This is a genomic window from Mycoplasma mobile 163K (assembly GCF_000008365.1).
Classification (GTDB): domain Bacteria; phylum Bacillota_I; class Bacilli_A; order Mycoplasmatales; family Metamycoplasmataceae; genus Mycoplasma_J; species Mycoplasma_J mobile.
The window spans coordinates 435,308-449,033 of the sequence record NC_006908.1; the positions used below are offsets into that span (position 1 = coordinate 435,308).

Here is a 13,726-nt window from a genome sequence, read left to right on the forward strand (position 1 = left end):
CCTAAAATAAAATCATATTATTAAAATTCAAAAGTATTCAAAAAAATTAATAATATAAAAATATTTCAATTAATGATGGTAAAAAAATAAATAAATTATTTGTATTCTATAAAATAATTCATGTTTATAATGATTCTAAAAAATAAAGGATTTTAAAATGAGAAACACGAAAGTATTATTTGGAATAGCAAACATTTCTTATCTTCTTATAACCCCTGCAACAATTGTTGCTTGTTCTTTTACTAATACAACAGATACCACAACTCCTGAAGTTATTAAACCTAATGATTCTATTATTAGAGCTTTAGAATTTAAAACTAATTATTTAAGTCCTAATTTAAATTTAGATACTAGTAACGAAACTTCAAATTTAACAATGTTTGATGTTGGACAAGGTGATTCATATTTAATTCAATATCAAAATTCTAATTTACTAAAAACAAATAATTTTAATCAAATAGATACTAATGGCTCTTATAGCATTTTAATTGATGCAGGTAATTTTAGACAAGAGAGCACAAACAATAAAGTACATACTTTCAATTATGCTCAAAAATTGCACCCTACTTTAAATAAAACTTTTATTAATGATAAAATTGATCTTTTTGTTATGTCGCATGCTGATGCCGATCATTTAGGAGCAATGGACCAAATTATGTCAGAATTTTCACATACTAATTCACAAGTTTTAGTATCTTTTGATGATAATGTTACTACTGCTACTTTTAGAAATGTAATTAAAGCTATTTATACAAATGAAATTGATATCATTACAAATCGCCCTGAAGCTTTAGATCAATATTATGATTTTATCAAACTTCAAACACTTAGTACAAATATTAATACAAGTAGAAATGCAAAATTAATGCAAGATGAATTAGATATTTTATTAAATAAAATTAAGACTAAAACTATTTTGTATCAAGAAATTAGTCCAAAAAGTGATTTAATAACTTTTAGTGATGATTCTTTTTTAAATTTTATTGCCCCTTCAAAAGATTATAGTATTAATTCATTAACAGGACAAGCTGAACTAGGTAAAGAAGCTAATGAAATTAGTTTTAATTTATTCTATAGTATTAATAATTTTAGAGCCTTATTCACAGCTGATTCATATGGAATTACAAATGATGATACTTTGAGTATTTTAAAAACCAACCCACGCTACTTGAAAAATAATTTAATCAAATTAGATTTATTACAAATTAATCATCATGGCTCAACAACAAATCGCTCTAATGAAGCAAATTACTTACAAGAATTAATTGATTTAGATACAATTCTATGAATTTCAACAAATCAACATAAAGTTTTTGGTGGAGTCCCAACTTTAAGAGAAAGTTTTTTTACAAATTTAGGTAATAAATCAGGTTTAGAAAAAGTGTATATTAGTCAACTTTTAGGAGATGTTAGTGTTCTAATAAAAGAAAAAGGAACTTATGAAGTTATTTTAATTTCACGAGAAATACAAATTAATCAAACTTTAATACTTAATTTGAATATTAATCAAATTATTAACACAGAAGATTCAAAAAATAAATTTATAGAATTAATAAAAAACATAACTTTTCATAAATATGTTTTATTTCCAAAATAATCTAATTATTTTAATAATTCTTTTAATTTTCCATTTTCTAAATCTTTTATATTTAATATCCCATCGTAAACATTAAAAAATTCTTTTAAATTTGATTTAGATGTAAGTCACCCTTTCCCATCTGTGATTCAAATAAATTTAAATTTGCTATGATTTTTTGTTTCATTTCAAATTGTTTTATAGCTTCTTGCTGTTTCGTTTAGTTTAGAACCTGATGAATGATAGAAATTAGTTTCAATTCCATAAATATATTTTTCTGTTTTAACAACAAAATCAAATCGTTTTTCAGCTTTAAAAGCATCTTTAATATTTGTTAAATCAATATCAAATTGATCTTTTAAATTTTTATAAGAAAATTGTTGAAAAAATGATTCATTTTCAATAAAATCTAATTTAGCTAAATGATCCCTTACTAAATCTTCCATTAATTTACCGGTTCTATTTTTTCTGGCATTAGAATCTAAACCAACTTCGACACCTCTTGCATAATCTAATAAATTTCTTATTTTCCCTTCTTTTAAAAACTTGAATAAACCTGTTTTTCTCATAAATTCTATATAATCATCAATGTCTAATTTTGCATAATTTTTTGCTTTATGTGACATGTTTTCAAAATTAAAAATCTTTATTTTTCCATTGGTATATATTTTAAATGAATCATTTTTTCCGTTTCTTTTAGCTAAAAGTAAGGGAATTGCTTTCAAAATATTGCGATTATTTTTTAATAGAATTTCAAAATCTTCTTCAATGTTTTTTGATTTTATTAAGCTATTTAGCAAAATTAATTCTGATTCTAAAATTTTAATATTTTCATTCACTTTTTCAAAATCTACAAAATAATTTCATGTTGAAATAGATTCTTTCATAGTTTCAAGTCATTTTTCAAAGTTTTTTTTCATTTTTTGTCCTTTTTTTAAATTACAAATAGCAATTTAATTTTTGTAATTTGTAATTAAAACTTCTTCAATTTTTCCTCTTCCAGAACTTGAAGAATTAATACTTCTACGGGCATGAATGACTTTGATGTTATAATCTTTATAAAGTTCATTTATGAAATGAGTATTATGATTGCTTAACATTACTTTCACACCTCTTTTATCTAAATCTTTAAATGTTTCTGCCAAATGTTTCTGTTCATTTTTTCCAAAAGCATTTTTAGTATAAGTTGTAAAATTTTTTTTTTCATCCAATGTATCATATGGAGGATCTAAATAAACAAAATCTCCAGCTTTTGCTAAAGAAATAACTTTTTTATAATCTTGATTTAAAATTTTTACTTTAGATTTTAAAAAATATTCATTTAAATTTTTATATAAAAACTCATCATAAGCATTTACTCTTTTATATTTACCTGAAGGAACATTAAAAAAACCTTTTGAATTTACTCTATATAAACCATTAAAACAAGACTTATTCAAATAAATCATTCTTGCTGCTTTTATGTATTTAAGTTCTTTATCAAAATTAAGTTCTTTATCTAAATTTCTAATTTTATAATAATAATTTTCGTTGTGATTATTTTGATGTTTCAACAACTCATGGACCATTTTTTTATAATTTTTTTTACTTTGAAAACTTTTATAAGTTGAAATTAAATCAATATTAGAGTCTGAAATAACTGCATGTAGAGGTTGAAGTTTTAAAAATAGAGCTCCTCCTCCAACAAAAGGCTCAAAATAAGTATTAAAATTTTTAGGAATTTCTTTTTCCAATACATTTAATAATTGAGTTTTCCCTCCTGCTCATTTAACAAAAGGTTTTAATGGAAAAGTAAATTTTGCTAATTTTGAATTTTCTTTAGAGTTAATTTCAAAATTTAATAGTTCATGAAGGAAAATATTTAATGCTAAACTTATTTTATGTAAAGTATCTAAAGTTGGATTTACAAGTCCATTTTCAATTCTTGATATTTGCTCTCTTACAATCCCGGTACTTTCCGAAAGTTCCTTTTGAGAAATTTGCTTACTTTTTCTTAGTTCCTTTAATCTAGTTCCAAAATTTTCCAATAAAATGTTCATATAAATTACATTATAACATTTGTGTGTTAAAATATACAATTCACTTTAAATTAATACCCTAATTTTTTAAGAGAAATTTTATCATTGATTCAATTTTTGCTTACTTTTACTTTGGTTTTTAAAACTATTTTTTCTTGTAAAATATCTTCAATTTTTTTTCTTGATTTCATTCCGATGGATTTGATCATTTTACCACCTTCACCAATAACAATACCTTTTTGAGAATCTCGTGCAACATAAATAACTGCTTTAATTTCTGTTAATTGATCATCTCTAGCTTCATTATATTCTTCAATTTCAACAGCTATATTATGCGGAACTTCATGATCAAGTGATTCTAAAAGTGATTCTCTAATTAATTCCTTTGCAATAAAACGCATTGGCTTATCTGTGTAATAATCATTTTCATATAAAGCAAAACCTTCATATGAATATGATCTTAATTCACTTAGTAATAAATTTCTTGTAGCTTCATTTTTAGTGCTATAAGCTAAAACATTTGTAAAACCTTTTTCTTTTAAAAATAAAGCCCTTTGTTCAACAATAGCATGATCTTTTGCTAAATCAATTTTTGTAACAATTGCAATTTTGTTTTTTACATTTTCTAAATTGGAAATAATTTCTAAATCAATTTCTTCAACTTCATAGTCAATTGGACTTAAAAATAAAACTAAGTCAATATCTTTTATAGAACTGTAACTATATTCATTCATTTTTTTACCTAATTCAGTTTTTGATTTATGAATTCCTGGAGTATCAGTAAAAACAAATTGTTCTGTATTTGCTTCATCTGAATAAATTCCTGTAATTTGATCTCTTGTAGTTTGAGGCTTATTACTAATAATTGAAACACTCTCTTTTAAAAGAGAGTTTAAAAGAGAACTTTTACCGGCATTTGGTTTTCCGATAATTGTACTAACTAAAATTCTAATTTTTTTGTTCAAAAAGAAACTCGCTTCTTACAGGGTATGGATTCAATTCTTTAAATTTAAATTCTTTAACTTTTTTATTGATACTAAAACTTATAACTGGTGTTTCGTTTGTTAAAAATTCTGACATTACTTGCAAACACATACCACAAGGTACAATGTAATCATTTAGATTTGAAATAATATAAATTGCATCTATTTTATGATTTTTGTTAAAAGACCAATCATGATCATTTGCAAAAGCAAATAAAGCACTTCTTTCTGCACAAATCCCAGCTGGATAAGAAGAGTTTTCAATATTAAATCCAAAATATTGTTTGTTGTTTTTTTCAACAATTGCAGCAACATGAAAATTTGAATATCTCGCATAAGCTTTATCTAGATGATTTTTTAATTTTTTAAAAATATCCCCGTATTTATTTTCCATATTAAAATTATAAGTTATTTAAATTTAATAATAGAGAAAATAAATTATTTTCTTCTTTTAATATTTAATTTTTGCATAATTGATTCAACTATAGCATTCATTTCTTTTGCTTCATTTTCTTTAACATGGTCATAACCGTATAGATGAATAATTCCATGAGTAAATAAATAACAAAATTCTCTTTTTAATGAATGATTATACTCTTTTGCTTGCAAAATAACTTTTTCATAATTTAAAAAAATCTCTCCAATATGAAAAAATCCTAAAGCATTTTTCATATTTGCTAATTCACTAGGAAAAGATAAAACATCTGTTTCTTTATCTTTTTTATAATATTGTTTAGAGATTTTTTTAATTAAAATATTATCCACAATATTCAAATCTAATTCTAAGGGAAGTTTTTCCTTGAAAAAAAGTGCAATTTCATCTAGAATATTTTGAAAATCCTTTTTGTATCTAAATCTATAGTTAGTTTGGTTGCATAAGTTCAAATTGTTTTCCATGATTTATATTATATAAAATTTATTAAATGTTCATATAAAGGAATATTATCTATTTTTAAAAATGTATTTAAATTATTAATTTGAATAAAATTGAAATCCTGTTTTGAAAAAAATGATGCTACAAAAAAACTTTCATTTATTTTTTTCATTTCAAAAAAAGTTATTTCATATCAATTATTATTAATATTCAAATAGATATTTTTAGATGAATCTAAAAAATTAAGATTATCATTTGAAATAATTGCTTCAATTTTTTGATTATCAATATTCACAGTTGTAATTATTACTTTTCTTAAATTAAAAGTTAAAAAGAAATATGTAGTGATTAAACTAATAAGTAAAATAAATATTAATAACACAAAAAAAGAAATTCTACTTTTTTTCATTATATGTAAAGCTCATTTCCTTTATAAAGAAAATTTTCATTATGTGAAATTTCTAAAAAAATAGCTTGATTTTGATAATCTTTTATTATTTTACTTATTTCATAAAAGATACTACTTTGAAGATTTTCAAAAACTTCATCTAATAAAATTACATCAAATTTTTTTACAAATAATCTTAATAATAAAATTAATTGTTTTTGACCTGAAGATAAATTGATTCCGTTTGATTCAATTGGAGTATTTAAATTAAGATTCAATCTATCTAAAAATTCCATTAAATTAAATTGGATAATATTTGAATTAAAAGTATTTAAATAATCAAGATTTTTTAAAGTTACAAAATCAATTAAAGTGGACTTGAAAAAATAAAAATCATTATACAGGTATAAAATATTAGTTCTAACTGAATCAATATCATAATTATCTACTGATAGATCATTCACTAAAATTTTTGAAAAATCTTCAAGATTACTTAGGGCAATTATTTTCATAAGTGTACTTTTCCCTGATCCATTAGGTCCTTTTAATTGTAAATTTTTTTCAAAATAAAAATTTATATTTTTAAAAATTTCTTGCTCGCTTGTATAAGAAAAAGAAAAATTTTTAAGAGAAATTGAGTTAATTTTTTCAATAGGTTTTTGTGAATAATTCTTTTCAAATTGGCCATTTAAAATAAAATCAAGAATTTTTTTATTCTCTTTTTGTAGTGGAATTTCACTAATCAAATCACTAAAACTATAAAAAGGATTCAGAAAAAAATTAAAAACACTCAAAAACAATAACAATTCTCCTAAAGAAATTGAATTGTTTATCACTCTTAAACTCATTAAATAAATAATTAAAATAGAACTTAAAGAACTAATTGTTTTCAAGAGAAATTCTTTGAAATTGGATTTTAGTAAAAATTTAAAATTTGATTTAACTAATTCTATTTTGAATTCATTTATTTTATTATCTAAAAATTGATTTTGGGTAGAATTTTTTAATTCTTGTTTTGAATATATTTTATCTATTATTGATGTTGAGAAATTTATGTTTGATTTCTGAATTTTTACATAATTATTTTTTAATATTTTATTGAATAAAAAATTTGTGTTCAAAATCAAAAATCCAACACAAAAAGAAATAATAAAAATTTCTCAATTAATGTAAATTAAAAAAATGGAAGAGGCAATTAAATTGATAAATTCTACAATTAAAAAGTAATTTAAATTAGTCTTAAAATTGATATAAGAATCTAAAATTTCTATTCTTTTTAAATGATCTATATTTGTTATTTTGTTAGAATAATTCAAGTTTAAAGTATTGTATTTTTGAAAATAAATACCCAAATTCAATTTACTTAATTTATTAATTGTTTTTGAAATAATTAGTTTTTTAATTAAATTTAAAACTATGTTTAAAAAACTTATTCAAAAAAATAAAATAATTATCTGTCATAAAAGATTTTCATCTTTTGAAGGGAAAATTTCTTCAAAAATTATTTTAAGCAAAAAAGTAAAACAAAAGGAGAAAATTAACATAAAAATAGAAAGCAAAATATTTCATGAAGTATAGAAATTTTTAATTTCTAATTTAAAATTAGATTTAACTTTTTCAACAATGACTAAATCCTTCAATTTTTCTACTTCAATTACTATATTTAAATACATTTTTTCAAAACTTTTTTCATCAAGAAAATATTTCCCTTCAATCGGATCTAAAATTAAGTAATTATGATTTGATTTTTTTTCAACAATTACAAAATGGATATAATTGTTTTCTTTTAATAACACAATGATTGGTTTAGTAATTTTTAAATTTTGAAAATCACTATATTTTATTTCATAAGAAGTGGTTTTCAAATTGATCTGTTTTGCCAATAAATTTAAATCATAAATACTTAAGCCTTTTTGATTAAATTTAGAAATTGCTTTTAAAAAATTAATATCTAATCAAGTTTTAAAATAATATTTATAAAAACTTTGAATAACAACTAAACCACATTCTTTAAGATCATTTTGCACTTTTATTTTCATATATTTAAATAACAAAAAAATAAATGAAAATAAAAAAATGCCAAAAGCATTTTTTATTATCTTATATTAAATTAAAAGTTTTCTGCAGCAGTTTTAATTACTTTATCAAATAAATCTAAAGCTTCAGGAGCTTTTAATGAAGAATATTGTGGTGTTTTTAAACCATCCATTACAACTGATTTAGCAACTTTAGCACCAATAAATTCAAAAGTACCTTCAAGATTTTTTGTATGATCACCTCAAGTATATCATCCTAAAGGTGCTCCTTGAGTTGTTAAAATTTGAACTTTTAAATGTGGTAATAAACCTATTGCTTCACCTTTTTTAGAATATTTATATGAAAATGTTTTGTTAGCAACTAAAATTCTATCTAAATAATTTTTCAACAATGCTGTGTAATTAAAATTAGTCATAGGTGATGAGATAACAACTTTATCTACTGATTTTAATTGATCGATATATTTATCAGAAACTCCATCTGTAAAAAAAGTGTTGAAATTTTGCGAACTAAGAGAAATTAAATCTTTTTGATCATTTAAATTTAACTCAATAATTTTATCTATTGGATTTTCTTTTCTATAATATTCCATAAATTTATCACTTAATGCTGAAGAAAAAGATCCTGATGGAAGATTTTCAGTCATACTAGATTTAATAACTAAAACTTTTTGAATTTTCATGGGTTCTCCTTTTTAATAATATTTATATAAGATAATTGTAATGTAAAAAGTCTAAAACTTCATATTAAATTATAAAAATTAAAATTTGAAATTGAAATTTATTTAAAAATTTTTTAGTTATACTTTATTAAAGTTGCTTAAAATTCGAATTAATAATTGAATATTAGAGAAAGCACATATAATATGATAAAAATTTTAACTATAGCTGGTAAAAAAAGATGATCTTGAATTATTTTTTCAATAATCCTTTTAGCCACTGAAATAAGTTTAACTTTTACAATTCCATTTTTAGCCCGAACTTTACTTGGAGAAGTTGGAAAAATTCCTAATGTAAATAGAGATGTTATTAATCTTAATCTTTCATTATTTATAGTTGTAATTGTTATAGATGCATTTTTATTTTTGTCTAGTTCTTTAATAATTATTAAAGTTGCAACAGATTTTTCAGGTTTTTTAAGATCTAAACTTTTTGAAAAAATTCAAAATTTTAGTGCTGCTGATATTGATAAATTTACTCAATCATCTTTATTAACAAGAATAACAACTGATACTAAACAAATTGAATCTGGATTAATTTTATTACTTAATTGATTGCCATGAGGAATTTTTGTTTTAAGTGGAGGAATTGTTTCGGGTTTAATTTTATCTTTAGACTTATCAATCATTCTTGCAATTGTAATTCCTTTTATTATTATTTTTGTTATAGTGTTATTTTTTAAATCATTACCTTGATTTTCAAAAATGCAAAAATCAATTGATGAAATAAATAAAAATACAAAGGAAAACATTTTAGGGGTTAGAATTATAAAAAGTTTTAATCTTCAAGAAAGTGAAAAGCAAAAATTTTTTGCTAAAAGTCAAATTCTTTCTAAAAATTCTTTTAATGGAAATGTGATTATATCTCTTGCAGCACCTTTTATTGATTTGATTATTAATTTAAGTATTGTTTCACTAATTTGAATTGGTTCAGCTTTTATACCAAACAAAGTTAATGAACTTGTTATTCCTTATGTGCAAATCTTGCAACTAATTTTGTTTGGTTTAGCAACTATTGTTTTTGTTATAAAAGGTTTAAGTAGTTCTATTGCTCCAGCACACAGAGTTTTTGAAGTTATTAAACATAAACCGGCAATTTCGTATGGACTAAAAGATGAAAAAATAAAGCAAGCTAAAATAAAATTTGATAGTCTATATTTTAAATACTTTGAAAATTCTGAAGACTATGTTTTAGAAAATATTTCTTTAGAAATAAAACCAGGGCAAACAATTGGTTTTATTGGACCATCTGGAAGTGGAAAATCTTCACTTGCTGCTTTATTGACAAGAGAATATGATCCAATTAAAGGTCAAATTTTGATTAATGATGAAAATATAAATGTTTTTTCAAAAAGGGCATTAAATAGAAATATTGCATATGCTTCGCAAAAACCTATTTTATTAAATGGAACAATTAGAGAAAACATATCTTTTGGACTTGAAGACGAAGAATTAAAATCAAAAAATTTTGAGGCTTTATTAATTGAATCCGCAAAAAATGCTGAAGCTTGAGAATTTATTGAAAAAAGGAAGCTTCAACTTGAAGAAAAAATTAATCAAAGAGGAACAAATTTAAGTGGTGGACAAAAGCAAAGAGTTTCACTTGCTAGAACTTTTATTAAAAGAGCCAAAATATTAGTTTTAGATGAATCAACTTCTGCTTTAGATAATTTTACAGAGCAAAGAATTCAAGAAACTTTAAAACAAAAAAAAGATACAAGTGTTATTATTATTTCTCAAAAAATTAACTCAATTAAAAATGCAGATCAAATTTTTGTTTTAGATAAAGGTAAAATAATTAATTTTGGAAAACATAGAGATTTATTAAAAAATAATGAATTCTATAGAGAAATTGCAATTTCTCAACTTGGACATGAAGAAGTAAATAAAGACATGAATTTTTAAAATTTATATTAATAAAATATAAAATAAATAATATGAAAAATTTTATAAAAAAAAATAATTTAGATTTTTGAAATATCAATAAAAAAACTGTTTTTAAAAATTTACTTACTTTTCTTTTTTTATTTACTTTTTTAATAGCAATGGATCAAATTTTTAAATCAATTTTTTTTCAAGTTGGAGAAAGGCCTTTTACAGGTAATAGAGTAATAGCTTTTCAATGAGGAATTTTTGGAATTTATTCACTTGAAAATGAAGGTCTAACTTCTTCAATTCCACTTGATTCGACTGGTATTCAAATATTGAGCTTTTTCTTCTTGATTCCTTTATCAATAGCAATTATTTTTTCTAAAAATAGTTTTTTAACTACTTCTTCAATTCTTTTATTTTCAGGAACTTTAGGAAATTTAATGGATCGACTAATTTTTGGTGGGAAAGTAAAAGATATTTTCTTTGTCGGCTCAATAAATAATGGAATTTTCAATTTTGCTGATATTTATGTTGTTGTTGGTTCGATCTTTTTATTACTTTTAATTTTATGAGTTGGAATATTTAAGGATTGAGTTATAAAAATAATAAGCAAGAAAAAGTATAATGATTAATATGAAATGAAAAATAAGTAATTTATTCTCAAGAAAAGAAATTAAACAAAATCAGGAAATTGAGAAAAAATATCTAGCTGATTTTACCAGAGAAGATTACAACTTTCTTTTTGTTGATAAATCAACAACAATTATTGTTCATAATGAAAAAACTAAAATTGATATTGATTTATCACAAAAAAATTTAAAAAATGATTTAGATAAATAAACTATTTTTTGATATCTAAAAGTATGTAAAGCATTATTCTTTTAATTCTACTAGATGTATATCTTTTACTATTTGCTTTATTCACAAAAGAATCATAATCTTGTGCTTCAAGCACAATTTTTTTAAATCTATTTTCTAAACCTTCTGAAATTAAAGAAATTTTAGCTAATTCTTCTTTTGAAGTACTAATAACTTTTTGTTTAAATTCTTCATAGTAATTTTCAATTCGATCTGGAATTGTTTCAAAAATCATTGGTGAATATTTTGAAATATCTTCGCTTTTATAAATTAAAGTTCTCAAATATGAAGCAGAAGCAAAATTTTCAAGGGTAAATTCTGAGTGAAAATTAATTGTTCTTTTTAAACAATAAGCTTGGATATTGTAATTATTATTAACAATTGCCTTAACATATTCTAATCCTAAAATATCATTTGGCATGACTATTTCATAACCAACTAATGATTTTAGAGCCAAAGAACTTGCATTAGGGAAACCTAAACCTTGTTTTAAAAATTCTTTAAGCTTTAAGTTATATTCTTGTTCATTATTTTTCAAAGTATTTGCAATTTTATAAAATAAATCAATATCATTAGTTTCGCTACCAAAAATCAATTTATCAACATTATATTCATAAAGCATTTTAATGGCTCCTTGAGCAAAAATATGTGCTGCTTGAGTACTTGTTTCAAAGGGCAATTCATAAACTTTAGAAACCCCTGCTTCAAGAACATATTTTTTTCTTGTTTCAAAACTTGCAACTGCAATTTCTCCTCTTTGAGTATATTTACCACTCATAAAAACAATAATTTCTTCATTAGGAAACTTATTTTTAATGTAATTTATCATGTAAATGTGTCCATTATGAAAGGGATTGTATTCCGCAATGATTCCGATAGCCATGATTAAAATTATACAAAAATTAATCTTATAAAAATAAATAAAAGTTTTCAAAAATTAATATTTAAATGTTATAATAAAATAAAATTTAAAGAATTTAAGGAAAAACATGGCAATAGTACCAAAACGTAAAACATCAAAACAACGTAAACGTCTACGTCGTTCGCATCATGCTTTAGATATCCAAAATCTTGTAAAATGTTCTAATTGTTCACAGAAAATCCAACAACACCGTACATGTATGTTCTGTGGATTTTATAAAAACAAAAAAGTTGAAGGTTTCCAAGCACGTAATGATCGTTAGATATTAAAAAAACTCATTTGAAATGAGTTTTTTTAATATCTTTTATTTTTATAATTATTTAGCGTTTATATATTCTTTTATTTTAGATAAATATTGGATTCCAGATACAAGTGAAAGTATCAAACCAATATAAATTGGAATATTAATTATTTGCATAATAATATTATTTGTATTAAAAATAGGAGCAAGAAATAAAACAATTGAAACTCCTATTGAAACAATAATTGTTTTGTATTTCCCTCAAATTGAAGCTGCAATTTCAATTTTATTGGCTGCAGCTATATTTCTTGAACCATCTACAATAATATCTCTAGCAATAAATAAAGCTGTTACAAAAATTGGTAAATATCCAAAAACACTAAGAGCAATTAAGGCTGTATTTGTAATAATTTTATCAGCTAAAGGGTCAAAAAGTTTTCCGAATGTTGTAATTGTATTTTGCTTTCTTGCAATATAACCATCTAGAAAATCACTAAACATTGCTAAAACAAAAATTGCTGCAGCACTATATAAGTATTCATTTTGAGATCTGAAAAAGTAAAAAAGACTCAAAAGAATAACAAAAGGGAAAAAAATAATCAATCTAAAAACTGTAATTCTGTTTGCTAAATTCATTTTTATTCTGTCTTTTCTAAATCATTATTATTTTTTAAAAAAAATAGTTTTTCTAATTGATTTTTACTTTTTAAATTATATTCTTTTAATTCATCGTTTCAATCAATTTTTTCAAACTTATTTTTGAAAAAATCAAGTGATTCTGAGCAAATTTTTTCTCAAACATTTGCTTTATTTTGGGATAAATTTTGTAAATGATTTTGAAAATCTTTAAATTCATCTTGAGATTTAATATATTTAAAGTATTTTTCTGATTCTGTTAGTTCCTTTAATTTGTTTTTTGAAATATCATTAATTTCTGACATTTTTAATTTACCTATAGAAGGAATAAACTCATCTAAAGCTTGTTTGTTTAAGGTGATCAAATTATTAATTTCTAAAATAATTTCTTGTTGAATAATTTCACTTTTAATAAGTTTTCTAATTTTATCTTCTCTAATAATTCTTTTTTTTCTTTTATCTCTTAAAAAAGTAAATAAAAAAAATCCCGCAGCTAGAGCAACAATTAAACCAAAAATTACTCAAACAACATTATTTGTTCCACTCCCTTGAGTCCCTAGTACATTAGATGTTTTTAAAACTAAATCCATGTTTCTCCTTAAA

General features: G+C 22.3%; 16 protein-coding genes. 5 read left to right on the plus strand and 11 right to left on the minus strand.

Annotated elements, in window-relative coordinates; translation table 4 throughout:
- Positions 1 to 157 precede the first annotated feature (157 nt).
- Positions 158 to 1,597, plus strand: a complete 1,440-nt coding sequence (locus MMOB_RS01835) for a hypothetical protein (protein ID WP_011264863.1) — start codon at positions 158 to 160, stop codon at positions 1,595 to 1,597.
- 5 nt (positions 1,598 to 1,602) lie between these two features.
- Here MMOB_RS01835 and MMOB_RS01840 read toward each other — a convergent pair whose 3' ends face one another.
- From MMOB_RS01840 to MMOB_RS01875, 8 genes are all read right to left on the minus strand, one after another.
- The gene (locus MMOB_RS01840; protein ID WP_011264864.1) at positions 1,603 to 2,496 is read right to left on the minus strand and encodes a type II restriction endonuclease; all 894 of its coding nucleotides are present in this window, start codon (positions 2,494 to 2,496) and stop codon (positions 1,603 to 1,605) included.
- 33 nt (positions 2,497 to 2,529) lie between these two features.
- Positions 2,530 to 3,615 carry a Dam family site-specific DNA-(adenine-N6)-methyltransferase gene (locus tag MMOB_RS01845; RefSeq protein WP_011264865.1) on the minus strand — a complete coding sequence of 362 codons (1,086 nt, stop codon included), beginning with the start codon at positions 3,613 to 3,615 and terminating at the stop codon, positions 2,530 to 2,532.
- Between the two features lie 50 nt (positions 3,616 to 3,665).
- On the minus strand, positions 3,666 to 4,559 hold the full coding sequence (gene era / locus MMOB_RS01850) for a GTPase Era (protein WP_011264866.1): 894 nt from the start codon (positions 4,557 to 4,559) through the stop codon (positions 3,666 to 3,668).
- Positions 4,543 to 4,971 carry a cytidine deaminase gene (gene cdd, locus MMOB_RS01855; protein ID WP_011264867.1) on the minus strand — a complete coding sequence of 143 codons (429 nt, stop codon included), beginning with the start codon at positions 4,969 to 4,971 and terminating at the stop codon, positions 4,543 to 4,545. Before cdd ends, era begins: the two co-directional genes overlap by 17 nt.
- Positions 4,972 to 5,015: 44 nt before the next feature.
- The gene (gene ybeY / locus MMOB_RS01860; protein WP_011264868.1) at positions 5,016 to 5,474 is read right to left on the minus strand and encodes an rRNA maturation RNase YbeY; all 459 of its coding nucleotides are present in this window, start codon (positions 5,472 to 5,474) and stop codon (positions 5,016 to 5,018) included.
- 8 nt (positions 5,475 to 5,482) lie between these two features.
- Positions 5,483 to 5,860: an MAG1140 family protein gene (locus MMOB_RS01865; protein WP_011264869.1), complete on the minus strand. Its 378-nt coding sequence runs from the start codon at positions 5,858 to 5,860 to the stop codon at positions 5,483 to 5,485.
- On the minus strand, positions 5,860 to 7,878 hold the full coding sequence (locus MMOB_RS01870) for an Mbov_0121 family peptidase domain-containing ABC transporter (protein WP_041362879.1): 2,019 nt from the start codon (positions 7,876 to 7,878) through the stop codon (positions 5,860 to 5,862). The genes MMOB_RS01865 and MMOB_RS01870 overlap by 1 nt, the downstream gene beginning before the upstream one ends.
- A 71-nt stretch (positions 7,879 to 7,949) precedes the next feature.
- Positions 7,950 to 8,558 (minus strand): FMN-dependent NADH-azoreductase, encoded by a 609-nt coding sequence (locus MMOB_RS01875; protein WP_011264871.1) that lies wholly within the window; start codon positions 8,556 to 8,558, stop codon positions 7,950 to 7,952.
- A 183-nt stretch (positions 8,559 to 8,741) separates the two neighbouring features.
- On the opposite strand from MMOB_RS01875, the gene MMOB_RS01880 reads away from it, so the two are divergent.
- The 3 genes from MMOB_RS01880 to MMOB_RS01890 are packed head-to-tail and all read left to right on the plus strand — an operon-like array spanning position 8,742 to position 11,306.
- Positions 8,742 to 10,499, plus strand: a complete 1,758-nt coding sequence (locus MMOB_RS01880; RefSeq protein WP_011264872.1) for an ABC transporter ATP-binding protein — start codon at positions 8,742 to 8,744, stop codon at positions 10,497 to 10,499.
- Positions 10,500 to 10,531: 32 nt separating this feature from the next.
- Complete coding sequence (locus MMOB_RS01885; protein WP_011264873.1) at positions 10,532 to 11,098, plus strand: signal peptidase II; 567 nt, start codon at positions 10,532 to 10,534, stop codon at positions 11,096 to 11,098.
- A 1-nt stretch (position 11,099) separates the two neighbouring features.
- On the plus strand, positions 11,100 to 11,306 hold the full coding sequence (locus tag MMOB_RS01890) for a hypothetical protein (RefSeq protein WP_156768867.1): 207 nt from the start codon (positions 11,100 to 11,102) through the stop codon (positions 11,304 to 11,306).
- 1 nt (position 11,307) lies between these two features.
- Here MMOB_RS01890 and MMOB_RS01895 read toward each other — a convergent pair whose 3' ends face one another.
- Positions 11,308 to 12,207, minus strand: a complete 900-nt coding sequence (locus tag MMOB_RS01895; protein WP_041362883.1) for a nucleotidyltransferase — start codon at positions 12,205 to 12,207, stop codon at positions 11,308 to 11,310.
- A 106-nt stretch (positions 12,208 to 12,313) separates the two neighbouring features.
- On the opposite strand from MMOB_RS01895, the gene rpmF reads away from it, so the two are divergent.
- Positions 12,314 to 12,508, plus strand: a complete 195-nt coding sequence (gene rpmF, locus MMOB_RS01900; RefSeq protein ID WP_011264876.1) for a 50S ribosomal protein L32 — start codon at positions 12,314 to 12,316, stop codon at positions 12,506 to 12,508.
- 54 nt (positions 12,509 to 12,562) lie between these two features.
- Here rpmF and pgsA read toward each other — a convergent pair whose 3' ends face one another.
- Both pgsA and MMOB_RS01910 read right to left on the minus strand, forming a co-directional pair.
- The gene (gene pgsA, locus MMOB_RS01905) at positions 12,563 to 13,123 is read right to left on the minus strand and encodes a CDP-diacylglycerol--glycerol-3-phosphate 3-phosphatidyltransferase (RefSeq protein WP_011264877.1); all 561 of its coding nucleotides are present in this window, start codon (positions 13,121 to 13,123) and stop codon (positions 12,563 to 12,565) included.
- A 2-nt stretch (positions 13,124 to 13,125) separates the two neighbouring features.
- Positions 13,126 to 13,713 (minus strand): MHJ_0274 family protein, encoded by a 588-nt coding sequence (locus tag MMOB_RS01910; RefSeq protein WP_011264878.1) that lies wholly within the window; start codon positions 13,711 to 13,713, stop codon positions 13,126 to 13,128.
- Positions 13,714 to 13,726: the final 13 nt, after the last annotated feature.